Origin of the sequence: Legionella sp. PATHC032, from assembly GCF_026191185.1 — a bacterium.
Classification (GTDB): Bacteria; Pseudomonadota; Gammaproteobacteria; order Legionellales; family Legionellaceae; genus Legionella.
In genome coordinates this window covers 402135-428910 of sequence record NZ_JAPHOV010000001.1, presented here as the reverse complement: position 1 = coordinate 428910, position 26776 = coordinate 402135, and the positions used below count along the sequence as shown (strand labels likewise).

Sequence of the window (26776 nt, the reverse complement as noted above, 5' to 3'; positions counted from 1 at the left end):
ATGCAAACAGTTATTGTTACTGATGATCTGCACAGCTGGTCTTTTTTAAGTGAACTTGCCCCTATAGTACATGCCTTGGAATATCTTAGTGGTGATGAGTATCATCAAAATAAATCATTTCGGGTCATTAACTTATGCCGGTCTTATAATTACCAATCGATAGGCTATTACGTATCTTTACTTGCCCAAGCCCGTGATCACAAAGCATTACCCTCGGTACACAGTATTCAGGATGTTTTAAATGTCAGTTTATCCAAACTGATCTCTCAGGATACTCATGAAGAAATACAGCACAGTCTTCACGATATCAAAGGGAATGAATTTGTTTTAAGCCTCTATTTTGGTCAAAATCTGGCAAAACGATATGCAACGTTGGCTAAGCAACTCCATGGCCTTTTTCCTTTACCACTCATTCGTTTTTATTTGGAAAAGAAAAAGCAATGGCGAATTAAGACAGTCGTTCCTTTGGCTTTGTCGGATGTACCAGAGCATCATCTGGAGTTTATGCGCCAATCTGCTGAAAATTATTTATCAAAAAAGCGAGTTCATCAATGGCGTAAAAAACAACGATTTCATGATTTGGCAATTCTTGTCGACCCCTCCGAACCCAATGCGCCATCCAATAAAAAAGCCCTTGAGCTTTTTGTTTCTTGTGGTGAAGAACTGGGATTAAACGTTGACATCATAGATAAAAATGAAGCAAAAGCAATCGCTGAATACGATGCGCTTTTTATCAGAGCAACGACTTCAGTGAATCATTATACTTATCGCGTGTCACGTCGTGCAGCCCAAGAGAATTTGGTCGTTATTGATGACCCTCAATCCATTATTAAATGCTCCAACAAAGTTTATCTTGCAGAACTATTAAGCAGTCATCAAATCATGACACCAGACACCTTATTCATCAGCAAATATGACAAGGAATTACCCAAGATTGAATTCCCCTGCGTTTTAAAAAAGCCAGACAGTGCTTTTTCTCATGGAGTGGTTAAAATAGATGATGAAAAATCTTTGCAGAAATCTCTAAACCAGTTTTTTAAAAATTCTGATTTGGTAGTAGTTCAACCGTTTATACCGACTGAATTTGATTGGCGCATCGGTGTCCTTGATAATAAAGCACTTTTTGCCTGCCGCTATTTTATGGCAAAAGGCCACTGGCAAATCTATGATTGGCATTGCCAGGAAGAAAACAAAGAAGGAGATAGTGAAACACTGCCCCTTCATGAAGTACCAGAGCAGATTATTAAAATAGCTCTAAAAAGTACACGCTTGATTGGTGACGGCTTATATGGTGTCGATATAAAAAGTCATGGTAATAAATATTACGTCATCGAGGTGAATGATAATCCTAATATTGATCATGGCCTTGAAGATAAAATACTCGGCCAAAATCTGTATGAACAGATTATGAGTGTCTTTTTACAACGAATTCGCAGGAAACATGGTTATGTCTGATTTTCCTATTTTTTCTGTCTTAGGGATAGAAATAGAATACATGCTAGTGGATAAAGAGAGTTTGAATGTCCAACCTAAAAGCGATCTTATATTACGTGCTTTGGCAGGTCATCAGGTTAATGAAATAGAATTAGGAGACATTGCGATAAGCAATGAATTAGTATTGCATGTCCTTGAATTAAAAAATAATGGTCCTAAACCAATACATGTTCCAGTAGCCGAACATTTCCAGAAAACCATTAGAGAGCTCCAGCCGCTTCTTGCTCAACACAATTTATTGTTATTACCTACTGGCGCTCATCCCTGGATGAACCCAGATACCGAAACAATTCGCTGGCCTCATGGTAACCATGATATCTATAATCAATTTAATTCAATTTTCAATTGCCAGGGACATGGCTGGGCAAACCTGCAAAGTATGCATGTCAATCTGCCTTATTCCAATGAAGAAGAATTTTGTCAATTGCATAACGCCACACGCTTGATTTTACCTTTATTACCCGCTATTGCGGCAAGTACTCCATTTCTTGATGGGCAAGCTACAGGATTACTGGATTCCCGTTTATTCTTTTATAGCCGCAATCAGCAACGTATTCCCTCCATCAGCGGCGATATTATTCCTGAGTTTATTAGAACAGAAAGGGAATACCAGGAACAAATTCTCGAACCCATGTATCGAGATATTAGCCCTTATGATCCCGAAGGAATATTACAATATCAATGGTTAAATTCTCGTGGTGCAATTCCCAAGTTTGACATGAAGGCTATTGAAATTCGTATTCTTGACAGCCAAGAATGTGTAGAAGCAGACATTGCCATAGCAAAAGCAATCAATGCCATTTTAAAATACTGGCAAAGCACCTCGAATTTTTATCTTGATAATCCATGCGATACCAAAAGTTTAAAGTACGTTTTTGATGAGACCATAAAAAACGGATTAAGTTGTCATATCGATAACAAACAATTACTGGAGCAATGGCAATTACCCCTTCAAGGGATGTCAGTAAATACCATATGGTCACTACTGATTGAAAGAATTAGCCATGAACTGGACAGGAAACAGCAACTGGCCCTGGAACTTATTTTAAAACAGGGAAATTTGAGTGAAAGAATACTCAAGGCTTGCAGTTCCTGTGTCAATCATGATTCTTTAAAACAAGTGTATAAACAATTAACTCATTGTTTGCTTCACAATGAACAATTTACGCCTTGATATGATGAAAAATATAGCCCTCCTAATCAGTTGTGAACATGCTGTCAATACAGTCCCTCATGAATATCAAACCCTATTTGAATCCCATAAAGAATTATTAGAGTCTCATAGAGGAATTGATTTTGGCGCGCTAGAAATCGCACAATCGATTCATAAAAGTAACCATTGCAGTTTGTTTCAAGCCACCTGTACAAGGCTCTTGGTCGATTGCAACAGGAGTATCAATCATCCCCATTGCTTTTCAGAGATTACAAAAAATTTATCATCAGACAAAAAGAAAAAAATACTGGATGAATTCTATTTTCCATTTCGCAATCGAGTCATGGACTACATTCAGCAACTTATTAGTCAAAAGCTGCAAGTGTGGCATCTATCCACACACAGTTTTACGCCAGTAATGAATAATATCATTCGCACGACTGACATCGGCCTTCTATATGACCCTGGGAGTCATTCGGAAAAAATCTTGGCTCGGCAATGGCAAAAAGAAATCAAAATGCTCCATCCCCAGTTAAAAGTACGTATGAATTATCCTTATAAAGGAACCAGTGATGGGTTTACTACATCCTTGCGTAAAAAATACAGTCCTCATGAATACATAGGCATTGAACTGGAAGTCAATCAAAAACTTATTTTTAACAATCACAGCCTTGACGCACTCAAAAATACAGTATCATTGAGCATATCAAACACGATTAAGGCTTATCAAAAATCAGAGATATAAGCAACAATATTTTTCAATCTGCAATTTAAACAGACTAAGTGGCTGAATTAAAAATTTTTTTTACAAAAAAGATTGAGTTTTTACAAGCACTGATCATGTGTTAATATTTGCTTAAGTATTTTTCTTTATAATATCACAAGTTAATTTTTTTAATATTGAAATGATTTCAGAAAAGATCAAGCTTTTAGAATCCTTTAAGCAAAACCAATTCTCTAAATTAATTGAAAAAATTAATTCAAAAATCCTTGCGACTTTAAAAAGTGGACACTTCAACCCCAGACTGGCTCCCTACCTGGAAAAAATGAATAAAGAAGGGGTTCCATTCACCGATTTTGATCTTGACCCGGAAAATATTTCTCAAATCAAGAAACTGATTAATGCCCTTTATCATGCCCGCTTAGCTTTCCTGGACTTAGAGAATATTGATATACGGAACATCAAACGAACTATCCCTGATCTCAAATTACTTTATAGCAATACGATTCACCAGGCCTATCAAGCCGGTTATCTAATCACGAACCTGGATGTTGATTTGCAGGAAATGTTCAAGGAAGAGATTGATCTTATTCTCCCTGTCATTGGACAATTACAAGCCTTTGCAGGGGAACACCAGGAATCCACCAAGCAATTAGCTGAGTATTGGAAGGATTTTCCTATAAGTTATAAAGCAGGAGAAGTTACAGGCATTGCCTTAGAGCAAATGCAACCGAGAACAGGAGATTGGGATTACCAATTCCTCACTCAATTCAGCGCCGTATTACCTGGTTATATAGAGAAATTAACTCAATACATTCAGCAATATTCTTCACAAATCAAAGAAAAAGAGCCTACACTCAATAACGAAAAGCTGGAAGAACTACAAAACGCATCATTAAAATTACTTAATGATCTAGAGCATTTGAAAGGGAATGACTTTTTTATATCCCTTAAAGTTTTAAAATACATTCACATTATCCGTAATATCATCACATTAGCGACAAGCTCTGTTGAACAAATGGGACATTTCAGCGATTCATCCCAGGATGTCATTCGTGATAATTTGGCTCAATTAAAATACGTTGTATTACCTACTTTATTTGGGTTAGTAGATAAAATTGAAGACAATGCCATGCTGAAGCCTGGCACACTATCCATTCCGTTAATGGAAAAAATCAAACCCCTATATCAACTTTTAATTTATTACGCATCCAAGCCAGTCAATTTCAAAGAAAAAGGAGAAGAGTTGCTCAGTATAGAGGACTCCCGTTTTCTCGCTTTGAGACTGGAAAGAACATATCAACGAATTGATGAAGCGAACAAAGCCCTTTTTAAAATACAAAAAGCGCAAGAAGCCTTGGATAATTTTTACAAAATATTGGATGCGTCCCCCTATAATAACCAACCCATACATCAATTACCGAAAGAAATTAAAAATCAACTGATTACACATTACAAAATAATCAGTCCTTATATGATGGATGTGGACCCTGATCTCAATATTTTGTTGATCGATAGTTTTCAGGGCCCGGAATCCTGGTCTTCTTATTTAAAGAAGCCGTGGCGTTGGCTAAGAGGTACTCTTCCTGCCGATCATGCCAGCTTTGTTTTAGCGCAAAAGGAAGCATTACAAGCTTTAATTAGCAAAAAGAAAGCAACTCAACAATTTCATATCGAGTTGAATAGAGACCTTATCGAATCTGTTCACAAACAAACAAATCTGGTTTTATTCCCTTATAGTGAAAAAACCAATGTCTTTCTTCTGGATGAGACAAAAGCATTAAACCCTGCTAATGGTGCTACGGACAAACTAAAATTCAGGTCAGAGAAAGGACATAATTTACTGGTTAATCCTGAGGATTTAACATCTGAACAGGCTCTTGACCTCTACCAATGGTATAGAAACAAACGTGAAAAATTCAGAGTTGCCAGCAAAGCATATAACGAATTTATTACCTTATTAAAAAAGCAAACCAAGACAATCGCTGAAACGGAAGGAAGGATTCTTCATTTAAATAATCTTGATAAAGAGACCAAAACTCGCTGCCGTAATTTATATAATGTATTTCAACCGTATTTTATCGATGGGATACCCCCTGAACTCAGAGCTTCCGCAATAAGTTTTGACAAATTTTTAGTGCATTCCTTTTCTGATGAGTCATCCGCCTACGATGCTCCAGCAGTTGACCTGTTTGAAAAACTGGATGAACATTTTCAAATTTATTTTACAGAAATTGATTTGCAATGGAGTAAAAAGAGTAATCAATATTTAAAATGGGCCCAGGAAAAATTTGCCAGTGAAAATAACTCAACCGAACTTGAACATGATGAAAGGCTGGAAAGTAGAGCCCATCATTTAATTAAACATACCAATTTCTCTAAATACATACATGAGTTCAGAACCGAGTTAAATCAAATCATTTCATTGTTTAATGATGCGATGAAAGCACAATTAAAACAGCAACCCAACGGAATACCGTACCCTGAATTGCAAGATAAAAATAAAGAACTTGCCCAAAGTGCACAGGTTATCGCAATAAAACGCATATTCAATAGCCTCTATCATGTTGAAAAAATTGTTGTTGAATTAGAAAAACTGGATACCAGAAGTTACGAAAGTGTCTATGTTTATCATTTAATACAAGCCTATGATCACATTAATGAAATTAAGAAATTAGCGCTAAAACTCGCTGTGGATCCTCATTTTAAGCTCATAGCAAGTGAGTTACTGGAAAAAGCGCAAACGCTTATTGCAACAATACAAGAACACAGTGATGCGTATCAGGTATCACCGTTAGAAGTACCTTATAACCACGATATTAAATACAATGCCCTTTGGTATACACTTAATGCTTTTTATATTTCACCCAAACACATTAGAAGTTTAAGAAACACCAATTATCTCACGACAGAAGAGCTCAATGACTTACACTTAAAGGCAAAGAAAGCAACTGTTACTGTAGAAAATATCATTAAAAGTTCAAACTCCTATTTCAAATTATTCTTACAAACACCCGCCATGTATTCTCTCTATAGAGAAATGACGAATAAACTGAATGAATTTATTAGCACATCACATGACGCCGTAATGAATAATCTGGATCAGTTCCGCTCCAAGATTTTTACACCCATGTTGATGGAAGCTGATGCATGGGAAGATAAATTAGGCTTGGTACCAGGTACTATCTCCGGACCATTAAAAACAATAACGGATGAATATTATAAAGGCCTGTTACATCCTTTAGCGCTGCATTCCAAAGCCCATATTCGAATGATATGTGATAAGACACCAATAGATCAAAGAATAAAAACAACGCATAAAAAACTCGAAAATGCAACACAACATTTGGATAAAATAGAAAAAAACTATAAACATATCATCAAATTATATGAAATTATTAAAACAAAAAGCGGCAAAACCACTGATGATGAATTAATAGAAACTTATAAAAAAGCTCTGTACAAATTGGTAAAATTACAAAAGCGATTACCTCAGAATACAGATCCTGAGCCTAAAGATTATGAACTAGATACTCTTTTAAATTCAGAACTGAAAGAGTATGAACCTAAATTAACGCTCATTAAACCCCTCATTATTGCAAGTTACCATCATTACGAGGGCTTAAAAGCCACCTATCTTATGAAGGCAAATACTGCCAGAGAAAAACTGAACTATCTTAAAGAGTTAAGATCGATTCAAGAACAAGAAGATCTTCTTTATATAGAAGAATACACTACAGAATCATTTAATAAACAGTTAGATGCCTTCTGCAACCGTCATATAGGCTTACAATACACTGACAAGGAATATCGGACAAAACTTAGAGAATACTTACTGGCATTCAAAGAGAGTATTATTCAACACTCAAAATTCGCTGAAGATATTAATTTAACTATAAAAAATTTGCTAAAGGAAAAAATTAGAAATTTTGAAAGAGATAATTTTGAGAAATATTATCACCTTGATGCAGTAAGAGTCGCTTTAGCCCAATTTAAAAACTACTTTAGTCTTTCTACCGCAGCCATCGAGCAAAATAATTCAACATTTGAAAGTGAAGAAACACTGGCGAAAAAAACAGAGCTCATCAATAAACTGGTCGATATCAGTGAAGATGGAACCCTTACGCCAAAAGAACGTGTCGACCAAATATCTTTCCATGTTAAAAATCCTAATTTTGAAAGAATCATCATGGATTACAAGCATGAAAGCTATTTTAGTTTTACCTATTTAAAACAATGCATCTTATCCTTATTGGAAGCGCTTTGCCTGTACACTCCGGAGAGAAGAAAACTGTTTAATAATTTGGAAAGCTCTGTAAAAACCCAACCCAAAATCAATGAACTGACCAAACGATTTGGATTATTTGCTGGTAATGAGTCAGCTATATCTACTGAGTCCAGGGCAATTACGTCAGCTCCCTCTGTTGAAAATAATGGAACAATTGAGTTAAACCCATTAGTGCCATCAGCATAAAAATATTTAACTTGATCTTTTAATCTGCCATAACCATGTCTAAGCATTGAATGCGATAGTTTCTTGTAATGTAACTCCAATAAATTTCTCTATTTCATCAAAATGCTCCAAACTCTCTGGATTTGCCAACAAAGTGTTGTAGCCTAGTTCCTGCACAGGGTCGAGGTACTCTTGAATGTCATCGACCAGTAAAATCGATTCATTAGGTAAATAACTGTATTTTTCATGATGCACTGATTGAATAATCTGAGCCTTTGTCGTTATTTCCTTTCGAACAAGTTTTCCTTCATCAATTATCATTTTACTGATAAAAAACAGAGAATCCTTTTTAAACCCGCCAATACCAGGATTAAAGCCATCAACGCTTGCAATAAAATCAGTCATTAAATCAACACAAGATTGAAGATCGGGACGTCCGCTCAAAAAATATAACGGAATATCCGTGCGAATAGCAAACTGTACTAAACGTCTAAATTTATCCTTATCCAGGTGGGAAGCTCCAATTGACCCATCAGGCTGAATATCATATTCTCCATTTGCCTTCCTTGCAGGAAGAGCAACAGTACCGTCAAAATCAAGAAAAATAACTTTTTCAGGTAAATGCCCTAAGTCCTTCTTTAGAAATAATGATGAATACATTTTTTCCTCCCGATAAATCCATGTTTCTATCCATTCAAAATATTGTCGAGATTATCAATATCGATATGGTCAGCGTATCTGATTAGGTAAATCGAAACAAGGTCACTTATCATCTCCTCAACAGGAAATATTTCCTGTCTTTCCCAGAAATAATTTTTAAAACTGGATTTTTCAAAAAACAAAAGAACAAGGTGATTGTTTAATAGTCATTGATTCCCTATAATTCGATTTCCTGAATAATAATAAGAAGGTATTTTCATATGAAAAAGTGGACGGTACTGGCAGCAAGCAGCCTTTTAATGATGAATGCATACGCCAATGAATCATTCTGTGGATACAAGGATTTTTTTCATTTGAGTGATAAAACTCATCCCGGAATTTATGTAGTCAGTGGTTATAATGATTCAGATGTCATATTGCAAATTGTTGGCCCACGCAGTTTTGTAATCAGGGATGGTTTTGATTGTCGAGCAGGATATGCTCACGTCACCGTAGCTTATGACAGTGCCAATTGGTGTATTCTGGATATTAATGATGGTCCATTTATGAATCATCCTGTCGTCAGCGCTTCCTGCAATGGCCTACGTTATATCAATACCACCTATGACGGTTTCGGAAGTTACTCCTATTCTATCAACATTGAATAAAAAGTAATTAACTGAAACTCTATTTGGCATAAGAGAATAATTTGTTTCTCTTGTGCCAAACTGATGGTGATGAAATCGAAGAATTTTAATTGCTACTCACCCCCTTCGTTTAGATTAACGATTTTGATTTAATCTGATTTTTACCTGCTTTTTTTGCTTGATAAAGTGTTTTATCAACAGCTGCGATGACACTTTGTTGATCAATCACATGCATAGACCCTATGCTTATGATTCCCATGCTTAAGGATACATTTTTATATTGATTTTTTTTATTAAAGTGCTCTTGAATAGCAACACAGAATGCCGTCACTTCATTTGGTGGCATATTAATAAGAATAGCGGCATATTCATCGCCACCAATTCGAAACATGCTATCACTGGCGCGTCGTAATGTTTGTTTCAGGATATTTGCCACATGAATTAAAAAACTGTCACCTACAGAATGTCCAAAAGTATCATTAATATACTTGAAATTGTCTATATCAATGAAAACCAGGCTGATAGGATATTTATTACGTTTTGCTCTGCTTAACTCATTGCTGAACACCACATCAAAATGACGACGGTTAAATAAGCCAGTCAATGAATCAGTTATAGATAATGTCCTCACTTTGGAAAGTAAATTTGAATTTAATCTTGCAGTCAACAATACTATGATCAAAAAAAGCGAATACATGACAGCAAAAATTGTTTTATCAAACTGAAATAAATAGAAATTGTAGGCAATAATTGGAAAATTCATCGGCAATACGTAAGCATAATATGCCGGAAGATAAATTGATAAAGAAGCGATAGCGCCTGTCGATAATCCTCCCAAAATGAGTACAAAAATCAACTCATTTGTATTATTTAAATAAGGAATAAAAGTAAAGTAGCTCAAACTCCAAGCCAATCCCATAAAAAAATTGAGCAGTAAAAAACTAATTAAAGACAGCTTTCCTTTTGTGATGTAAAACTCTTTACGAATTATAATTCGGCTGGTTACCCAACGAATCACACTTAAAATTAAAATAAGAAAAAACCAGATAATAACCAGTTTGATTGGAACCTCGTTCGTATATATAAAATCCAAAGCAAGCACCATCACAGCCAATATATTGAATGGGATAGTTCTTAAGGATCCCTCAAATAACGACAAAAAGGCTTCAAGTTCCAATGAAGACCGCTTCTTTTGATACATAATTAATTCAAAACCCAAGCACCTTCATTATAATTTCAAGTATAGACAATTTTATTTAGTTGCTTCCTTATACCGCAGTAAATTTGTAATTTAAAGACCTTGTATAAGGCTGCAGCCTGACATTGATCTTCAAAACAGATCACTATGGTATAATATCATCCTTGTTTATTTGCACCGACAGTTGATTATGCCAGAACATAGTAAATTTCCATTTCATAGATTACCCAAAGATATAATTGAAAAGGAAATTGGTCAGTATTTAAATCTATCAAATATTGCCCATCTTGCCCAAACCTCACAAAATAACCAAACACTATTTGAGTCCCAGCTTTATAATGTGAGCATACTCTTGTTCCATGCAGTCCGTCGCAAGGATAATGCGGTTCAATCAATCTTAACAAAAGACATTAATTTACTGCTGAAAAGAGGTAATGTGACCGATTATTCGGGCCGGACCTTTGAGGACATCAGTGCTTTTGAATACATGCTTTGGGCGTTGGATAAGCATGGTTGGACGATAATGCTTGAGTGCATCCCTAAGGATTCCAATTTTGAGAAAATATTCAAAGAACTTCTGAGCCAATACAACAAGGTAGAAACAGATGGAGTGACTTATACTCTAAATGAAAAAAAAGTCACTGAACACCATTTTGATTTTCAAAATACCATTATTAAAGCGCTTCAAGACCAGGTGAATTCGATCAATGCGCCTAACCCCAATTGGGAAGCCATTAATAAGCAATGGACAGTAAGAGTAGGCGGGGCGCAGAAGCTTCTCCCCCTGCATGTTGTTCACGAATATTGCGCTGACAGGCCGTTTGTCCCTGTACCAGACTTTAATATAAAACCCAATTCATCCTTGAAGTTTTATAATTGGATAACCGACTTTATGGATCATTGGTTCTTAAGTTATTTTAAATTAGGTTCTGCTTTTGCTGCATATAAAGGGATGGGCAACATCGCCACCTCATCATCGCAATCGGTGACCGGGACCGCAGCTCTTGATTTAACCGCTATGACGTCATTATGTGATGTAAGAACAAGAGACTTTATCGCACTCAAATCAACATTGGAAAATCCGCTCATGGCCTTTGATAATCAGTTTTTGGACAATAAGATAGCGAGGATAATTTATTAATGCGCGTAACAAGAAACTGTGTGGAGGACTCTGCCACATCAACTAAGCCAGCTTTTTTTGTGGTCTTATCCAAAAGGCGCATCTAGAAAAAGTAAACCTGGCTCAATAAGTCGTTACTAATATTATGGATAAGCAGCGGGTATTGCTTAACCACCTTGGTAAATCCTATTGAGAGTTTTATTCGTGATTTTACTGCGCAATGAGGGACTGTCTTTACCGCCTAGCAAATAATTTAAAATTGCCATTTAGGATACTGAACTCTAACGTAAAGTTGGAATGTAGTGTGCAATCCTCATCGCAGGCAGATTGGTATTGCCAGAAATAAGCTATCTCCGGCTTCTGGCAATAATACTTTATTTGTGGGGCTGGCACTTAACCATGAAGTTAAAACATATCCTAAGCTACCATCACCAACAATAATATAATCAAATTCCATATGATGGACCCTTAAGGAAAGTAGCGTTTCACCAAAACACTCCAATTATTGTAATGATAAAATACTACAGAAGAACATAGTAAATACGCTTAGAATATTACGTGAGGTAACAAACCATTCCAATTAAAATATCCAATTCATTGACACTGAGGACAAATACCATATATGTTTAGCGCATGATCTGTCATTTTAAAATGAGCACGTTCTGCAATAGCTTTCTGTCTTTGTTCTATTACTTCATCTACAAATTCCTCTACTCGCCCACACTTAACACAAACAAGATGGTCATGATGCTCGCCTTGAGACAACTCAAACACCGAGTGTCCTCCTTCAAAATTGTGCCTAGATACTAATCCTGCTGCTTCAAATTGAGTAAGAACTCTATAAACAGTAGCTAAACCAACATCCTCACCCGATTCCAATAAGGCCTTATAGACTGCTTCCGCACTCAAATGATGATTTCTTGATTGCTCCAATATTTGTAATACCTTGATACGAGGTAATGTGATTTTTAATCCAGCGTCTTTTAGCTGTTGACTCTCTTCCACTTGTGCTCCTTAACTGTAACGAATTCCGAACTTTAATCATTATTCCAGAAAAATCAGATTAACAATTAGCATCAAGGCCCAAAGTTATTTCCATGCTCGAAAAACCGTGAGCAGCCTTAAAACTTAGTCTGGCCGAACAATGACAAATACCAAATTCCACATGATGACAGGTGCCTTTCAATAAATGACATGTTATTATGGCGAAATTTTTCATGGTAGGCAAAAAAATGCGAATAATAACCTTTTTTATTTGTTTCATTTTAACATTAACCTTAACTCAATGTGCATCATACGACTTCTCAAGGCGTATTACTCAGCAAGGTAATTTGTTGCCTCAATCAAAAATTGCCCGATTAAAAACAGGCATGAGTAAAAATGACGTTGCAATCTTGATGGGCACCAGCTTAATGAGCCCAACATTCAACAATGATCGGTGGGATTATGCTTATACCTGGCGACGAGGGAAAGGTAACCTGGAAATTCGTAATGTTGTTTTATATTTTTCCAGAGGTTCTTTGATAAGAATAGAACATAAGCCGTAATGTAGCGTCACCCCCTTGCCTAAGCGATTAGATAAGGGGAAAATTGTTTTTAAGAGTTCAATGTAGATTAAAATACCTAATATGCCTCTATTTTTTAAATTGGGCTAACTTACGGCGCTTTTCTTTGGGGTCGAGTATCAATGGCCTATAAATTTCAATTCGATCGCCATCTTTCAATACCAGGTCCATGGAAACCCGTTTCCCATATACTCCTATAGGTAATTCCCTCGTTTCAGGACAAGTAGAATAAATATTTGATTGAATTAATGCCTCTTCAACTGTAGCCCCCTGCTTTAAATCCATTTTGTAATGCAGACAATTTTCAGAATTCGCTATATAGACCAATTCAACTTTTACCATAAATGACCTCTGCTCTTTCGCAAAATGCGTCAACCATTTTATCGGTTATCTGATCAAATATAGGGCCAAGAAGCATGGAAAATATTTTCCCGGCAAACTCAAACTCCAAATCAAAAGAAATTCTGCACCCTTTTTCTTCCTCATCAAAACGCCAAAATCCTTCTAAATGGCTAAAAGGACCATCAACCAGACGAATTTCAATCATTTTATTAGTTTGCAATCGATTACGAGTAGTGAATGATTTACTCATACCAGCAGCAGCTATCACCAAAGTCGCCTGGACTTCATCACTGTCACGGTGAAGTATTTTGCTTTCCGCGCAATAAGGTAAAAACTCGGAATAATGTTCAACATCATTAACCAGCCCGTACATTTGCTCACAAGAATAAGGTACTGTTCTTGACCTTTTTACTATTGTCATTGTAAAACTCCTTGAACCTGCTTATTAAGCCAAAGGCTAAGATCTTTTATTTCTTCAAAACATATAGAATGTTCCATAGGGTATTGATGAAAAGAGACTTCATTATACCCATTAGCCAATAGCCAATCCTTGCTTTGTTGTGTCCATTTTGGCAAAACTAAAGGATCAAATTGTCCTGCTCCCATAAAGATGGGGGTATTCTTATCCAGTTGCGGCTTATTATGTTTAACCAGGGGCAAATAAGCAGACAATGCAATAACCCCTCCTAATCGCTCAGCCATATGAAGAGCTGTGTGCAACGCCATAGCCCCTCCTTGAGAAAAACCCGCTAAAAAAATTTGCTGAGATCTAAAACCATAATTATATTGAGCGTCAACTACCTTACGGATTAATGATTCAGACTCTTCAATTCCTGCTTTATCTTCCTCATCGACTAAATCTAATGCATAAATATCATACCACGCAGGCATAACCATTCCACCATTCAGAGTCACTGGTCTTCGAGGAGCATCAAGAAATACATGCCTTAAAGCAGTATCTTCTATTGTTAGCTGATCAGCTAAACCCATCATATCAGAGGCATCAGCTCCCAACCCATGCATCCATATGACACAAGCTTGTGCCTTCTCTAAAGGTTCCTTCATATAAACGCTCAAAACAAATTCTCCACGCAAAAAGATAAATTATCGCCAATGCAATAGAGCAGCGCAAGTTTAACATTTAAAAATATATTGAACAAATTACAAACACAATGACACCGGGAATACTAATAACTATTGATCTTTTTTGCACAAAATTTTATCATAATGTTTGTTTTGTATGTTATCCTGTTTTATGAGTATTTTGTTTTTAGCAAGAAAACTGGCTTCTGACTACGGATTTATTGAGCAAATCCAGCAAAGCCATAATCGCAACCAAATAAATTATCGCTTCTATTCACCCCGAACTGATCTGCATGGTTCAAATACAAACAGCTTATATGGAAATCCTGGCAAAGGCGTCATTTCACAAAATACGACTTTCATATACTGGTACAGAGATGGAAAAAACAGTTATTTTATTGAGTGTACAAATAAATTACCTAAGAAGGAACTTGCAATTTTGCATCAATTGGTTATGGATAATCAACACTCTTTGGAAGAAATACTCGAAGCATCCAATAATAGATTTCTCTCTTTTCAGACACGCCACACCTAAGAATGACTTCACTTAAAGACGCGAAATACAGAATAAGCTCTCAGCCCATTTTGACTGAGCCTAAAATATTCCCGCATAAAATAAACTAAGAAGAATGAATCATTGAGTTTCAAAGCAAATCTCATATAATTAAAATTTAACTCAATAATAGTACCTCATGAGATACATTTATTTCGCATTATTGTCCATTACTGTCACCTTGGCTTCTTTATGTTTGTCAGCTTGTGGGCAAAAAGGACCTTTGTATTTGCCTGAGCAAGAAAAGAAGGCAACAGCCAATCAATAGAGATATCCTATGGGAATAAAATTTACCAAAATGCATGGTTTAGGCAATGATTTCATTGTACTGAATGGAGTGAATCAATCTATTCAATTCACTACTGAGCAAATACAAAAACTAGCCAATCGCCATACCGGTATTGGGTTTGACCAATGCTTACTAATAGAACCCAGTCAAACCGAAGGAATTGATTTTAGTTATCGAATCTTTAACGCCGATGGGCAAGAGGTAGGACAATGTGGTAATGGAGCGCGATGCATAGCCCTTTTTGCCAGGTATTATGGTTTGACAGCAAAAAATAAATTAACAGTCGCAACTAAAACCACGCTCATGGATTTAATCATCAATGAGGATAACAGCGTGAGTGTCAACATGGGTGTTCCTAAACTAGCCCCAGGTGAAATTCCTTTTCTTGCTGATAGCCAATCCCCAGAATATTTACTTGAATTAAATAACGGCAATACAGTTAATCTTCATGCGATAAGTGTAGGTAACCCACATGCTGTATTGTTGGTGAAAGATGTAGAAACAGCCCCTGTAAGCAGTTTGGGACAACAGATTAGTCTTCACCCACAATTCCCAGAGCAAGTCAACGTTGGATTTATGCAAATTATTAATCATGAAAAAATCAATTTACGCGTCTACGAAAGGGGTTGTGGAGAAACGATTGCTTGTGGTAGTGGTGCGGTTGCTGCAGCAGCGATAGCACATTTATTTTACAATTTATCAGATAAAATCACTGTTCATTTGCCAGGAGGAGATTTGTTTATCCAATGGCCTTGTCGCACTGCTCCCATTATATTAACGGGACCTGCTGCTTTTGTGTATGAGGGCACATTACTTTCATAACAAAATTCACAAAATTAAAACAAGTATTGAATTTTTTTTTCAAACAGTTATTCTGAATTAATCCACAAGTGTAAAACAGGACTTACGAAAAACGCCAAGGTCAAGGCAAAAAATGTTTTTAATGAGGGAGTTTAGATAAACTAAATGACCGAATTAAAAATCAGTTTTTAACGAAGAAATTGGAGGGTTGCGTAAGTCCTGTAAAAATTCCATCGGGAGAAGTTGTGAATATTATATTCCCTGGCTTAACATGAACGAAATGGGTATTAAGGTTGATAGAGTGGTTTTGACATTTCGGTCAAGGAGGATCAAGTGGTTGATTTTGATAAACCTGTCTCAGAAAATGATATTCTCACCAGCTTATTACTTATCGCAGATTTAAACGAACCATCTCCAAATCAAACTCTTTCCTGGAAGCAGGCTCTGGAATCATTTTTATCACTTAATGATCCACTTATTAAAACTGAAGTATTTATAAAATGGCTCTGTCAATTAAACCCTGATCAACTTCAATCCTCCACAGAGATAGTCCTCCTGTTGAAACATATTGTCGAGCAAAAGCTGCTCCCCTACACCATCAAAAAGATATTGATTCAGCATGAAAATTTCACTACCTCACAAATGAATTGGCTTTGTGATCATTGTCTTATAGTTGCACCGGATCAAACGACTTTACCTGATATTATTAAACTCGGCTCGTGGAGCTGGCTGGAGAATCATATGAAAAGAAATGAACTATTAAATTTTGATTTATTAAAAATAGCCATCTTAAATAAGGATTATTTAGCCAGTATCAACAATAGTAAAGAAAGTCAGCTCGATTTTATCTATGCGTTAAACGCTAATAAATTTAGCTACCAACAAATACTGGAATTAATTGCTTTAGCACAGGATAGCCAAATTAAATCATTATTAATTACCTGTCTCTTAAGCAAAAAAGAGTACTTGGACAATTTAAAAGAAAAATCATTTCTAGCCCATTTAAGCCAAAGTGAATTTCACTCACCACCTCGGCTTAATGCCCTGGTTCACCAATTAAACCTGAAATGTTTGACTGTGGCGCAAATAGAATTTCTACAACCTGAAGCATGTGTTACTTTACTCTGCTCTATCCCTCATTTTCATCAATTGTCAGAAAAACAGGTTGAAAAAATACTACTTAAATATCCAAAGCCTGATATGATTGCTTATTGGCTAAATCATTACTCATCCAGACCAAATGCCCATTTTATTTTAGCCCATTTGATGAATTTGGTAGATGTTCATGTTGTAGACGAACTCAATAAAATGGATTCCACAAAAAAGGAAGCCATTATTATGAATATGGTTGAACATCTCGAGCTATTTGATCCAACCCATCCTATTTTGATCAACCAAAATGAAGAGAAACGACTAATTTCCGCTATTCAACGCTATCTCTATGGTCAACATCATGACGCGTATGTCACTTACATCAAGTTATTGGTTTATAAATTATTAAACCGTAATTATCAATTCTCACCTCAAGCGATGCAACTCCTTATTTGTTTAAATAATCTGGAAGAATTTAAAGAGCTAAATAATAAAATCGCCTATCTGACCAATTACTACTTGCGGGCATCAGCACAATCCGGTGATTCAAGCTTATTTTATAATGATTCTCGCATAAACATCACGAGCATGACTCAACTAGTCCAGTTAGCTCCCAAAATTCCAACTAAATCACAAGAAAAAAGTTTTTTAAGCAGCATCTTCTGTGGCATCAAAATTAGCGAAACTTCTGTAATGGCACCGACCAATGATATACCTGAACATTCTTTAGTTAATAAATTAATAAAAAGCAAGAGAACGGTTAAATCGATAGATTATTTTTTAATGCATTACAAAGGCGACAAACAAGCACTTTCCAAGCTCATTAATGATTATTTAAGTTACTATGTTCAAGAAGGATGCACTGAAATGCATCGGCGTTCGATATATCATTTAATTGTTCTCATGTCTTTAAGCGATATCCCAGCTTCTGTTAGAGAAGCTATATTTATGGCGTTTCTAAACTACCCTGAATTACATGATGAGCAAATTAGTTTCTCGTTATTTGTCTATGATGCTAAAAAAACTATCCAGCATTTTGGGGCACAAGCAAGTGAAGATAGCTATACCAGAATTATTGATTTATGTGAGGGAGCGCTAAAAAAATTAAATCCAAATAAGCATAAGGAAATTATCAGTATAGCAACTCAAGCTTTAACTGAGGCAAAAATCGAGTTAAGTTTTGGTGAAAATACTGGATTTATCGCTCAATTGATTACACGATTGAAACGATGTTGGTATTATGGCTGGACTGGATTTTTTTCCCCAAATCCACCTACCTTTGTTGCAACAATGGACACTCCAATAAAGCAAAGTGAAAAAGAAGCCCCTCATCTTCTTCAACAAAGAAAATATTTCACTACCAAACTTGAAACAAATCTGTCGATTATCCTCGATGATATAAAATCAGGTTATACTCAACAAAAACTTAATGAATTAATCGAAGCATTAAATATATTTTCATTACAACCCAATCCAAAGAACGAGCTTAAAATTCGCCAAAAGCTTCATCGCTTATTCCATTATCTGTTATTAGAAAGCAAAAGCGACTTAACATTGGATGCCTGGCTTTTAAAAAATCAACAACTTTTAATCGCGAATCGTTTTCGTTTATTAGAAATGCTATTAATGAAAGGAGCTCGTAATGAGGTTGAATCTTTACTTAAGGAATTCAATGAGGACTCTACTCATTTCAGCGCTATCAGTAAAGAGTTTACTCATACTTTACCTGAACAAAATCCGTTTAAGAATGAATCTGTTTCTTCAAATCAAACTCCAGGCACAACTATCCTGGATACAGCAACTGAGTTAGCTACCAGCTTAAAAAGCACATTAGGCAACTTGGGAGTATTTTTTAGCAACAACATCATGTCCGCTATTTATCCAAATCATAAACCTGCTCCCCAATCGACATCAACAATGATTTCACCTTGATTAATCCTCCGGCTGCGTATCTACAGCCGGATTGTTTCATCTACCCTGTGCATCTACTTTGAGCCTTATTAGAGTCTCTGAAGTTTTTTACACGCTCATCAGGTTGACCTATCAGGAATAATAGACCTAAAATTAAAAAGCATACTTTATTTATGGCTAAACAATGGACGAAAGACGGAAATATTTTCGGCTAAAAAATCATGGTGAAATGAATGCCAGCTTAGACAGTAATCCAATTGAGATTATTGAAATTTCTTCCAATGGTGCTTTAGTACTTAAGCAGAAAACTAATATTCCTAAAGAGGGAGTGGTTAAATTACAAATTCATAACTTCATTATAGAACTTTGCTATGAATTGATTCGTGCTGAAGACAACAACATAGTCCTCCATTTCACAAAGGAAGACGAAACGAATAAATTATTTTTGGTGCTCAAACGATTAAGAGATGAACGAAAAAATAAAACATAAAGATTTGATATTACCTTTCTATAAGAAGTCATTACAACATATAAACATCCTCCTGCTGTAATAAATAATTAATAAGCAAGAGCTCTTTTCATAAATATTCTTTATCAAGATGAACCGCTGACGGCCTATTCATTTAAGAAAGTTTCCAGCGCTTGTGCATCCAGTTCCACTGCTCCGGATGTGCCAGAATAATCTTTTCTAAAGCCTGATTATACGCCAAGGTATTTCGGTATAAAGATTCTTGCGTAGTTTCATAATCTTTCCAGGGAATGGGATCATGAAACTCCAAAACATGCTTCCCGTTGGGTAATCTGTAGCTGGCTGCAGGTATAACTGGAATTCCTGTATGACGAGATATCGTCGCCAAACTTCTGTAGGTACCCGCTTTTTTGCCAAAAAACTCTACCGCTATCCCATCTCTGTTCACCAGAGATGCATGCTGATCCAATACGAAGATTACGGCATGATTTTGTTCCAACGCAACACAAACCTGCTCCAGAGAGTTTTTTTTAGGAATAACATTTAGGCCAGCTTGATAATAGTTTTTGAACATAATGCGTTCTATGAACTTAAATCGCAAGGTACGCCTGATAAAATGAAATTGGCCTTTGAATTCCTTGAAGTTTAGTACCCCTCCCAACGGCGCAAATTCCCAATTTCCAAAGTGACCGGTAACGACTAACACTCCTTTCTTCTGTGCCACAACAGCCAGCATTTTTTCATGGCCGATCACTTCAACCTGAGCCCGTAATTTTTTTTCACTCATGAATCTTAGTTGCAGGGCTTCTTTTAAAGATTTTGCAAGGTGTGAGTAATAAGCTTTTGCCAAGCGTTTTTTTTGAGATTCATTCAGTTGATCATTATAAACTTGACTAATATTGGAAAAAATCAATCGCCGCCTGTATGGTAAAAACCGATAAATAAAACGCCCCGCCAGCGTAATGGATAATGCTTCTATCTGTTGAGCTAAATTATTCACAAGCTTTGATCACCAAACATACATTCATACTGGCAAATCCTCGGTTGATCATCATGGCATAGGAATTAGATGTTATCTCTCTATGCTCACAACTTACCGATAAACCTTCACACGTCGGGGCAATTTGTTGAAAATTAGCGATCCCTGGCACACATTTGGTTTCAAGGGCATATGTAGTTAATACCGCATCCAATACTCCAGAGGCACATAAAGTATGCCCCATGGACCATTTAAAAGCAGTCGCAGGAACTTCTTCTTTGAATACTGAAGTGATGGCCTGCGCTTCACTGTCATCTGATTTACTATTTCCATTTCCATGGGTTACTATTAACCCTATTTCCCCATAGTTTATTCCTGATGCGCTTAATGTCTTCCCCATCAATGAAGCCAAATGTTTCCCATCTGCTTCAATAGAAAATAATCCTGTTGCTTCAGTAGCGGATAAACCACCAACTATCTCTCCATAACAAGTCGCAGCTCTGGACTTCACACTGGCTTCACTTTCCAATACAAGGGCAGCTGCACCTTCAGCAAGAATGGTACCGTCATGCTCTTTATCAAAAGGTTTTAAATGACGATTACTCACCACGCCCAATTTTTCATAATAAAATAAGCCCTGAGGTTCTGTGCCTATATCATAGGCAACCACAACCGCGCGCTCTGCCTGCCCGCTACGTATGGCATGATACGCTTCTAAAATGGCTTGTGTACCACCTACAGCATGATTTGTTACATTGTGATTTGGACCTTTAAAGCCATAGGTAATACCTGTATAGGCAAGCACATTATTAGGTAAAATCCTCAATAACCACATAGGATGCACTTCATCAAACAACTGATTTGCGAAGCTACGCATATCTCCATGGGTTTTAGCCAACAAAGGTATAAAGTCATATTGTTGAAAATATTTATTCCCTGGAGAACCAACATAAATAGCGGTTTGTTCATTAAATGAGTCAACATCTGCCAAGCTATCTCTGTAAGCAATCATTTTACTATGCTCAACAGCTTGCACTGCCGCATTGATTCCCATTATATCCTGACGGGAAATAACTTTTATTAATTTTCTATCAGGAAGCATCTTGGATGGTTGAAAATCCTTTATCTCCCCCCCCAATCGATGCGACCATTGAGATAATTCCCAAAACTGAATTTCAGCTATTCCACACTGGCCTGAAATGATCGCATTCCAAGTTTCATCAGCAGTTGCACCAGAGGCAGTTAGAGCACTGCGACCCGTAATAAATACTCTATTCGCCTGACTCATTTATTTTGCCTCCTCGAACTCTGGATGCTTAAATAATAAGCAGCTATTAGAACCTCCAAAACCAAATGAATTAGATAGGACTACCCCTAAAGATTTTTCACGTGGGCCATCAACAACATAATCCAAATCACATTCCGGATCAGGCGTTTTTAAATTCGCTGTTTTAGGGATTTGCGCCTGTTCTATGGATTTAACTGACAACACTGCCTCGAGTGCGCCAGCTGCTGCGATTAAATGTCCTGTTTGACTCTTGGTAGAGCTAACAGGTAAATTGGCGGTTCTGTCCCCAAAAACAACTTTGATTGCATTCGTTTCACTTAAATCATTCATTTTAGTTGATGTGCCATGCGCATTAATATAATCTACATCTCGTGGTTGAACTCCCGCATCCTCCAACGCACGGTTAATCGCTTGAATAGCACCATCACCATTGGGATGTGAATCAGTTATTCGGTAGGAGCTCAAAGAATTTCCCTCTCCTGCCAGTTCAGCATAGATTTTTGCCCCACGTGTTTTTGCTTTATTCCATTCTTCAAGGATCAAAAAGGCAGCCCCTTCCCCCAGGACAAAACCATTGCGTGTCGCATCAAAGGGGCGACTTGCTGTTTGCGGAGTCTCATTATAAGTTGATAAAGCACCCAAAAGACAAAAGCTGGATAAACCCAAAGGATTAATCATGGAATCAAATCCACCTGCCAACATAAAATCTGCCTCACCTCGACGAATCACCTGCATCGCCAATCCCAAGGCTTGGCCTCCTGAAGCACAGGCTGTATGGACAGAAGAGGCATAACCAGTAATCCCATATTGTTGTATTAATAAGGAAAGACCAGAGTTTGAAGTGGTTTTACCAAAATCAATCAAATTATAAAAATCCCTGCTATTGGATTGCAGCTTTCCCCACTCTATTTCTCCGCCTGCAGCACAAGTTTGTTGAAACCGCATTAAATACTCGAACTCAGCCGTCATCATTCCACTGCCTGTTACTATTCCCCATCGATCCGATGTCTGCTTGGTAGGAAATATAGAAGCATCTTCAAAAGCCTGGCGTGCGGCTTCCAAAGCAAAATGCGTAAAAGACATGATAAATCGAGTATGTTTTCCCGAAATAGACGTATCAGGTGAAAAATTCTTTACTTCAGCGGCGATAGTAGTAGGAAAAGCACTGGCATCAAACTGCTTGATACTATCTATACCAGAATACCCGGCAATCAAATTCTTCCAGGTGGTGGATACATCATTTCCTAGAGGCGAAACAACCCCTAGACCTGTAATAGCAACTCGTCGTTTCATAACCTCATTTACCTTTGGGAATAAGCACTATGTCGACAACACATACCCGCTTGCCATCAACCTCACACCTATAAGACAATATTAATTCATCATCCGTTTGTTGTTTAACTTTAACATGGCAAACTACGACATCCCCGGGATGAACAAATTCATTCATTTTAATTTTGCGTAATTCGCAAATTCGATAAGCTCTATCATACCTTGATCTAGTTATAAACTCTTTTGCCAGATTCAATTTACATTCGAGAAGTACTGTCATCGGTAGTACAGGCTTGTTAGGAAAATGATCTGGGAAATAAGATGCTGAACGAGTTATCTTTTTTTCAGCAAGCAAGCTTATGCCCGGTTCACTGGCAAGGATTCTGTCAAATTGCATGGAAGAATTAATAATTCCACAATCAGAGTAATTTTCCTCTTTTAAAACAGGCGAACTCAGGGCTATAACGGAAGACCAATCACCTGGTCGGTATATCTCTGCAAATTGCTGTCTAATGACCTCTGTACTAATAAATTCAGTCATAGGCAGCATGGGACCTAACGCTCCATCTATAGAAAAAATAATGTCATTCCCTATTTTAGCAATGCTATGATATTGAACTGCTTTTTCATCCAGTGCATCAATATTTGATTCAAGCAATATCGTTTCACCGACGTAAGCAGGTCTATACAATCGAGCACTTGACACTACGCCAGCGACTGGCCTTGAAGTAAAATGATTATGCTGCATCACATTCCATGCTGCTAATTGCCCCAATGTTTCTCCAATCAAAGAAGGCATAAAACAAAACCTTCCTTGATCGTCTGTGGTTAAATAAGCATCATCTCTTGTGACATGCTTTATCCCTTTAATCCACTCTCCTGGGGATAATTGTACAATGCGATCAACAAATAAGAACCTCATCAGGCTACAGTTTCCATTGCTTGCTGCTGGACTATAGCTGAAACAACCAGCTTGCAAAAAGTTTCTACGGTAAACAACACAGGAATTTCGTTCACTTTCATATTTTCTTTAAATCGCTCAGCGGGGACTTCACTCAAATAATTCTTTAATGCCTGTAATCCTGCCGTTGTTAAAATACCGCCCTTCTCAAACTCATCTTCAGCCAGATCACCACGAGCATTCTTTTCCAACTGGCCTCTTGGGATTTTAATCTTGAATTCTTTTTCCAATTGAAAAACCAAATCAAGAAAATCGATAGACTCAGCACCCAAATCTTCAATTAAACTACTGTTTAAAGAAATTTCTTCTTCATCAATTACTAATACATCAGCAATAATTTCCCTAACCTTAGGGTAAACTTCAGCTACATTCATATTTTATCCTCTGAACCAACAAAGCTCGCAAAGCTTGAAATTATATCATAAAAATTACTTTTATCATCTACTACCCAACCTGACTATACCCTGCATCAACATATAATGTATGGGCATTAATCATCGCTGCTTCAGGCAAACAAAGCAAATAGATAGCATTAGCCACATCTTCTGGTGTTAAAGCTCTGTCAGCCAAAGCATGCGCTTGATATTCATCCAATAACTGTTCTCTGTTTGGAAAATGCTTTAAAGCATCCGTATCGACAACACCTGCAGAAACAGTATTCACAGTAATGCCATGAGTAGCCAACTCTAAACTTAGCGAACGGACTAATGCTTCCAGAGCAGCTTTAGAGGCTCCAATAAAAGCATAATTTGGAATTGCCCTTGATGCACCTAAGCTGGAAAGAGCAATAACCCGACTATTTTTAGGCATTAAATCAAGGCCTTCAGTAACCAGGTGGTTCAAAGCCAAAGCATTTGTTTCCAAACACCAGCGCCAATGCTTGGTCGACATCTTCAAAGCAGGCTTTAATACTCCACTTGCCGCATTACTTACTAGAAAATTTAAGTGTTTAAAGTGCTCTCTGAATTGAGAGAACATTTCTTTGACCGATTGACAATCTGCTACATTGGCTTGTAAGGCAATTGCTTTTCTACCCATATTGCTTATTTCATTGACCAGGTTTTGAGCTTCGTCAGAGCTATTGTAATACACAACAGCAATATCACAGCCAGCATGCGCTAATTTTAATGCGGTCGCCTTTCCTATTCCTCGCGCACCACCTGTTATCAACCCTACTTTTCCTGAAAAAACTAATGAACTCATACAATAACCCTATAGTATAAAATCCCACCAAACTACCGTTAATCTGCTGTGCTGTCAATGGAAATATAGGGACTCTATCAAGTGTAATTTCATAATTTATCTTGTTTCCAAGGCACTTAGTTTGTACCATCTCCACATAATATAATTTATACCTATAATGAATGAAGTATTCTTGGAACAAAACTGTTTTTCCTATAGCAGCAATATTCTCTTTTCGTCTACTGGGATTATTTTTACTTATCCCGGTATTCACACTTTACGCCACCGAACTTAAGGGAGCCACTCCAACATTAATTGGCTTGGCTTTGGGAAGCTATGGATTGGCACAAGGATTACTACAAATCCCTTTTGGTATGCTTTCAGATAAAATTGGCAGAAAACCCATGATTGCAATAGGTCTTTTGTTATTCGCTGCCGGAAGTTTGTTAGGAGCAGTAACCCATTCTATTGGCGGAATGATAACTGCCAGAATATTGCAGGGTGCTGGCGCTATAGGTAGTGTGTTAATTGCTTTGCTTGCTGATTTAACCCTGGATGAACAACGCACAAAGGCAATGGCCGTAGTAGGGATAACTATTGGAACATCATTTAGCCTAGCAATGATAATTAGCCCTGCTCTCACCCACTACTATGGATTATCAGGGGTGTTCTATCTCACAACAATTTTAGCTGTTTTAGGGATTATAATCCTTTATCTAATCATTCCCAATCCCTCAAAAGAACAGTTTCATGCAGATAGTGAACCCAACTTATCACTCATTAAACCTGTAGTAACAGATCAACATTTACAACGCCTGAATTTTGGTATTTTTTGTCAGCATTTTATTCTGACAGCTACTTTTTTCGCCATACCTATGCTTTTGAAATATCAAATTGAGAATGGACAATTGCATCAGCAGTGGCACTTCTATTTACCACTCATGTTATTCTCATTTATTTTAATGGTACCATTTATCGTTATTTCAGAAAGAAAAAAACTCTTAAAGACAGTATTTATTTTATCTGTACTGCTTACTACCCTCACACAAGGCCTATTAGTATTGACATCAAAAAGCTGGTATTGGCTATGCTTGTTAATGTTTTTGTATTTCATTTCTTTCAACATTCTTGAAGCAACATTACCATCATTAGTCTCAAAACAGGCAAATCCCGGGAGTAAAGGTACAGCCATGGGTATTTATTCAACGAGTCAATTTCTAGGAATTTTTTTTGGAGGCTCTTTAGCAGGCATTCTCTATCAATGGCATGATAACCAAGCTATTTTTTTACTTAACATGATCTTGGGAGTTCTATGGCTCATCATTTCACTGAGCATGAAATCCAATGTCTATTTTTCTACTCTAATTTTACCTCTTAAATCAACTAATGAAGAACCAAAATTAATTATCAAACAGCTTTTAAAAGTAGCCGGTATTAAAGAGGTAATTTTGTCCAAGGATGAAAATACGTTGTACATTCGAGTTGATAATACAGAATATAGTGCAGGAAGCGCTGAAAAGATTCTTCACCAGTCTAAAATTTGCCAATAGCTGATTCTCATTGA

Annotated in this window: 26 protein-coding genes; 13 read left to right on the top strand and 13 right to left on the bottom strand. The window is 36.8% G+C overall.

The window, feature by feature from the left end; translation table 11 throughout:
* The 4 genes from OQJ02_RS01940 to sdhA all read left to right on the top strand — a co-directional run bounded on the left by OQJ02_RS01940 (position 1) and on the right by sdhA (position 7842).
* The gene (locus OQJ02_RS01940) at positions 1-1455 is read left to right on the top strand and encodes a RimK family protein (protein ID WP_265717641.1); all 1455 of its coding nucleotides are present in this window, start codon (positions 1-3) and stop codon (positions 1453-1455) included.
* On the top strand, positions 1448-2668 hold the full coding sequence (locus tag OQJ02_RS01935; RefSeq protein WP_265717640.1) for a carboxylate-amine ligase: 1221 nt from the start codon (positions 1448-1450) through the stop codon (positions 2666-2668). The genes OQJ02_RS01940 and OQJ02_RS01935 overlap by 8 nt, the downstream gene beginning before the upstream one ends.
* On the top strand, positions 2649-3392 hold the full coding sequence (locus OQJ02_RS01930; protein WP_265717639.1) for an N-formylglutamate amidohydrolase: 744 nt from the start codon (positions 2649-2651) through the stop codon (positions 3390-3392). Before OQJ02_RS01935 ends, OQJ02_RS01930 begins: the two co-directional genes overlap by 20 nt.
* A 160-nt stretch (positions 3393-3552) precedes the next feature.
* The gene (sdhA, locus tag OQJ02_RS01925; protein WP_265717638.1) at positions 3553-7842 is read left to right on the top strand and encodes a Dot/Icm T4SS effector SdhA; all 4290 of its coding nucleotides are present in this window, start codon (positions 3553-3555) and stop codon (positions 7840-7842) included.
* Between the two features lie 39 nt (positions 7843-7881).
* On the opposite strand, the gene OQJ02_RS01920 is transcribed toward sdhA, so the two are convergent.
* A complete protein-coding gene (locus tag OQJ02_RS01920; protein WP_265717637.1) occupies positions 7882-8481 on the bottom strand; it encodes an RNA-binding protein in 600 nt (199 codons plus the stop codon).
* 260 nt (positions 8482-8741) lie between these two features.
* Between OQJ02_RS01920 and OQJ02_RS01915 the strand changes: the two genes are divergently transcribed.
* Positions 8742-9128 carry a hypothetical protein gene (locus tag OQJ02_RS01915; RefSeq protein WP_265717636.1) on the top strand — a complete coding sequence of 129 codons (387 nt, stop codon included), beginning with the start codon at positions 8742-8744 and terminating at the stop codon, positions 9126-9128.
* 109 nt (positions 9129-9237) lie between these two features.
* Here the strand turns inward: OQJ02_RS01915 and OQJ02_RS01910 are convergent, their stop codons facing one another.
* The gene (locus OQJ02_RS01910; protein ID WP_265717635.1) at positions 9238-10308 is read right to left on the bottom strand and encodes a GGDEF domain-containing protein; all 1071 of its coding nucleotides are present in this window, start codon (positions 10306-10308) and stop codon (positions 9238-9240) included.
* Between the two features lie 187 nt (positions 10309-10495).
* Between OQJ02_RS01910 and OQJ02_RS01905 the strand changes: the two genes are divergently transcribed.
* Positions 10496-11446 (top strand): F-box protein, encoded by a 951-nt coding sequence (locus OQJ02_RS01905; RefSeq protein WP_265717634.1) that lies wholly within the window; start codon positions 10496-10498, stop codon positions 11444-11446.
* A 292-nt stretch (positions 11447-11738) separates the two neighbouring features.
* On the opposite strand, the gene OQJ02_RS01900 is transcribed toward OQJ02_RS01905, so the two are convergent.
* Positions 11739-11882 (bottom strand): hypothetical protein, encoded by a 144-nt coding sequence (locus OQJ02_RS01900; RefSeq protein ID WP_265719851.1) that lies wholly within the window; start codon positions 11880-11882, stop codon positions 11739-11741.
* A 137-nt stretch (positions 11883-12019) separates the two neighbouring features.
* Complete coding sequence (gene fur / locus OQJ02_RS01895) at positions 12020-12430, bottom strand: ferric iron uptake transcriptional regulator (protein WP_265717633.1); 411 nt, start codon at positions 12428-12430, stop codon at positions 12020-12022.
* 197 nt (positions 12431-12627) lie between these two features.
* On the opposite strand from fur, the gene OQJ02_RS01890 reads away from it, so the two are divergent.
* Positions 12628-12972, top strand: a complete 345-nt coding sequence (locus tag OQJ02_RS01890) for an outer membrane protein assembly factor BamE (RefSeq protein ID WP_265717632.1) — start codon at positions 12628-12630, stop codon at positions 12970-12972.
* Positions 12973-13059: 87 nt separating this feature from the next.
* On the opposite strand, the gene OQJ02_RS01885 is transcribed toward OQJ02_RS01890, so the two are convergent.
* The 3 genes from OQJ02_RS01885 to OQJ02_RS01875 are packed head-to-tail and all read right to left on the bottom strand — an operon-like array spanning position 13060 to position 14397.
* On the bottom strand, positions 13060-13332 hold the full coding sequence (locus tag OQJ02_RS01885) for an RnfH family protein (RefSeq protein ID WP_265717631.1): 273 nt from the start codon (positions 13330-13332) through the stop codon (positions 13060-13062).
* Entirely contained in the window at positions 13319-13753 is a 435-nt protein-coding gene (locus OQJ02_RS01880; protein ID WP_265717630.1) for a type II toxin-antitoxin system RatA family toxin, read from the bottom strand. Before OQJ02_RS01880 ends, OQJ02_RS01885 begins: the two co-directional genes overlap by 14 nt.
* A complete protein-coding gene (locus OQJ02_RS01875) occupies positions 13750-14397 on the bottom strand; it encodes an alpha/beta hydrolase (RefSeq protein ID WP_265717629.1) in 648 nt (215 codons plus the stop codon). The genes OQJ02_RS01880 and OQJ02_RS01875 overlap by 4 nt, the downstream gene beginning before the upstream one ends.
* Positions 14398-14587: 190 nt before the next feature.
* On the opposite strand from OQJ02_RS01875, the gene OQJ02_RS01870 reads away from it, so the two are divergent.
* The 5 genes from OQJ02_RS01870 (at position 14588) to OQJ02_RS01850 (ending at position 19551) form a co-directional block, all read left to right on the top strand.
* Positions 14588-14950, top strand: a complete 363-nt coding sequence (locus tag OQJ02_RS01870; RefSeq protein ID WP_265717628.1) for a hypothetical protein — start codon at positions 14588-14590, stop codon at positions 14948-14950.
* A 157-nt stretch (positions 14951-15107) separates the two neighbouring features.
* Positions 15108-15236: an LPS translocon maturation chaperone LptM gene (gene lptM, locus OQJ02_RS01865; protein WP_265717627.1), complete on the top strand. Its 129-nt coding sequence runs from the start codon at positions 15108-15110 to the stop codon at positions 15234-15236.
* Between the two features lie 9 nt (positions 15237-15245).
* A complete protein-coding gene (gene dapF, locus OQJ02_RS01860) occupies positions 15246-16079 on the top strand; it encodes a diaminopimelate epimerase (RefSeq protein ID WP_322783366.1) in 834 nt (277 codons plus the stop codon).
* Positions 16080-16391: 312 nt separating this feature from the next.
* Positions 16392-19082 (top strand): type IV secretion protein Dot, encoded by a 2691-nt coding sequence (locus OQJ02_RS01855; RefSeq protein ID WP_265717626.1) that lies wholly within the window; start codon positions 16392-16394, stop codon positions 19080-19082.
* A gap of 163 nt (positions 19083-19245) precedes the next feature.
* On the top strand, positions 19246-19551 hold the full coding sequence (locus tag OQJ02_RS01850; protein WP_265717625.1) for a PilZ domain-containing protein: 306 nt from the start codon (positions 19246-19248) through the stop codon (positions 19549-19551).
* A gap of 133 nt (positions 19552-19684) precedes the next feature.
* Here the strand turns inward: OQJ02_RS01850 and OQJ02_RS01845 are convergent, their stop codons facing one another.
* The 6 genes from OQJ02_RS01845 to fabL all read right to left on the bottom strand — a co-directional run bounded on the left by OQJ02_RS01845 (position 19685) and on the right by fabL (position 25233).
* Positions 19685-20530, bottom strand: a complete 846-nt coding sequence (locus OQJ02_RS01845) for a lysophospholipid acyltransferase family protein (protein ID WP_265717624.1) — start codon at positions 20528-20530, stop codon at positions 19685-19687.
* Entirely contained in the window at positions 20523-21797 is a 1275-nt protein-coding gene (locus tag OQJ02_RS01840) for a beta-ketoacyl-[acyl-carrier-protein] synthase family protein (protein WP_265717623.1), read from the bottom strand. Before OQJ02_RS01840 ends, OQJ02_RS01845 begins: the two co-directional genes overlap by 8 nt.
* Positions 21798-23090 (bottom strand): beta-ketoacyl-[acyl-carrier-protein] synthase family protein, encoded by a 1293-nt coding sequence (locus OQJ02_RS01835; RefSeq protein ID WP_265717622.1) that lies wholly within the window; start codon positions 23088-23090, stop codon positions 21798-21800.
* Between the two features lie 4 nt (positions 23091-23094).
* Positions 23095-23991: a hydroxymyristoyl-ACP dehydratase gene (locus tag OQJ02_RS01830; protein ID WP_265717621.1), complete on the bottom strand. Its 897-nt coding sequence runs from the start codon at positions 23989-23991 to the stop codon at positions 23095-23097.
* A complete protein-coding gene (locus OQJ02_RS01825; protein ID WP_265717620.1) occupies positions 23991-24404 on the bottom strand; it encodes an acyl carrier protein in 414 nt (137 codons plus the stop codon). The genes OQJ02_RS01830 and OQJ02_RS01825 overlap by 1 nt, the downstream gene beginning before the upstream one ends.
* A 70-nt stretch (positions 24405-24474) precedes the next feature.
* Positions 24475-25233: an enoyl-[acyl-carrier-protein] reductase FabL gene (gene fabL / locus OQJ02_RS01820; RefSeq protein WP_265717619.1), complete on the bottom strand. Its 759-nt coding sequence runs from the start codon at positions 25231-25233 to the stop codon at positions 24475-24477.
* Positions 25234-25394: 161 nt separating this feature from the next.
* Here fabL and OQJ02_RS01815 point away from each other — a divergent pair, with 161 nt between their 5' ends.
* The gene (locus OQJ02_RS01815) at positions 25395-26762 is read left to right on the top strand and encodes an MFS transporter (RefSeq protein WP_265717618.1); all 1368 of its coding nucleotides are present in this window, start codon (positions 25395-25397) and stop codon (positions 26760-26762) included.
* The last annotated feature ends 14 nt before the right edge of the window (positions 26763-26776 follow it).

What these genes read in the sequence shown, in the direction of transcription:
- OQJ02_RS01940 (WP_265717641.1), top strand. Translation starts at nt 1, where the DNA reads ATGCAAACAGTTATTGTTACTGATGATCTGCACAGCTGGTCTTTTTTA.
- OQJ02_RS01935 (WP_265717640.1), top strand. Translation starts at nt 1,448, where the DNA reads ATGTCTGATTTTCCTATTTTTTCTGTCTTAGGGATAGAAATAGAATAC.
- OQJ02_RS01930 (WP_265717639.1), top strand. Translation starts at nt 2,649, where the DNA reads ATGAACAATTTACGCCTTGATATGATGAAAAATATAGCCCTCCTAATC.
- sdhA (WP_265717638.1), top strand. Translation starts at nt 3,553, where the DNA reads ATGATTTCAGAAAAGATCAAGCTTTTAGAATCCTTTAAGCAAAACCAA.
- OQJ02_RS01920 (WP_265717637.1), bottom strand. Translation starts at nt 8,481, where the DNA reads ATGTATTCATCATTATTTCTAAAGAAGGACTTAGGGCATTTACCTGAA.
- OQJ02_RS01915 (WP_265717636.1), top strand. Translation starts at nt 8,742, where the DNA reads ATGAAAAAGTGGACGGTACTGGCAGCAAGCAGCCTTTTAATGATGAAT.
- OQJ02_RS01910 (WP_265717635.1), bottom strand. Translation starts at nt 10,308, where the DNA reads ATGTATCAAAAGAAGCGGTCTTCATTGGAACTTGAAGCCTTTTTGTCG.
- OQJ02_RS01905 (WP_265717634.1), top strand. Translation starts at nt 10,496, where the DNA reads ATGCCAGAACATAGTAAATTTCCATTTCATAGATTACCCAAAGATATA.
- OQJ02_RS01900 (WP_265719851.1), bottom strand. Translation starts at nt 11,882, where the DNA reads ATGGAATTTGATTATATTATTGTTGGTGATGGTAGCTTAGGATATGTT.
- OQJ02_RS01890 (WP_265717632.1), top strand. Translation starts at nt 12,628, where the DNA reads ATGGCGAAATTTTTCATGGTAGGCAAAAAAATGCGAATAATAACCTTT.
- OQJ02_RS01885 (WP_265717631.1), bottom strand. Translation starts at nt 13,332, where the DNA reads ATGGTAAAAGTTGAATTGGTCTATATAGCGAATTCTGAAAATTGTCTG.
- OQJ02_RS01880 (WP_265717630.1), bottom strand. Translation starts at nt 13,753, where the DNA reads ATGACAATAGTAAAAAGGTCAAGAACAGTACCTTATTCTTGTGAGCAA.
- OQJ02_RS01875 (WP_265717629.1), bottom strand. Translation starts at nt 14,397, where the DNA reads ATGAAGGAACCTTTAGAGAAGGCACAAGCTTGTGTCATATGGATGCAT.
- OQJ02_RS01870 (WP_265717628.1), top strand. Translation starts at nt 14,588, where the DNA reads ATGAGTATTTTGTTTTTAGCAAGAAAACTGGCTTCTGACTACGGATTT.
- lptM (WP_265717627.1), top strand. Translation starts at nt 15,108, where the DNA reads ATGAGATACATTTATTTCGCATTATTGTCCATTACTGTCACCTTGGCT.
- dapF (WP_322783366.1), top strand. Translation starts at nt 15,246, where the DNA reads ATGGGAATAAAATTTACCAAAATGCATGGTTTAGGCAATGATTTCATT.
- OQJ02_RS01850 (WP_265717625.1), top strand. Translation starts at nt 19,246, where the DNA reads ATGGACGAAAGACGGAAATATTTTCGGCTAAAAAATCATGGTGAAATG.
- OQJ02_RS01840 (WP_265717623.1), bottom strand. Translation starts at nt 21,797, where the DNA reads ATGAGTCAGGCGAATAGAGTATTTATTACGGGTCGCAGTGCTCTAACT.
- OQJ02_RS01835 (WP_265717622.1), bottom strand. Translation starts at nt 23,090, where the DNA reads ATGAAACGACGAGTTGCTATTACAGGTCTAGGGGTTGTTTCGCCTCTA.
- OQJ02_RS01830 (WP_265717621.1), bottom strand. Translation starts at nt 23,991, where the DNA reads ATGAGGTTCTTATTTGTTGATCGCATTGTACAATTATCCCCAGGAGAG.
- OQJ02_RS01825 (WP_265717620.1), bottom strand. Translation starts at nt 24,404, where the DNA reads ATGAATGTAGCTGAAGTTTACCCTAAGGTTAGGGAAATTATTGCTGAT.
- fabL (WP_265717619.1), bottom strand. Translation starts at nt 25,233, where the DNA reads ATGAGTTCATTAGTTTTTTCAGGAAAAGTAGGGTTGATAACAGGTGGT.
- OQJ02_RS01815 (WP_265717618.1), top strand. Translation starts at nt 25,395, where the DNA reads ATGAAGTATTCTTGGAACAAAACTGTTTTTCCTATAGCAGCAATATTC.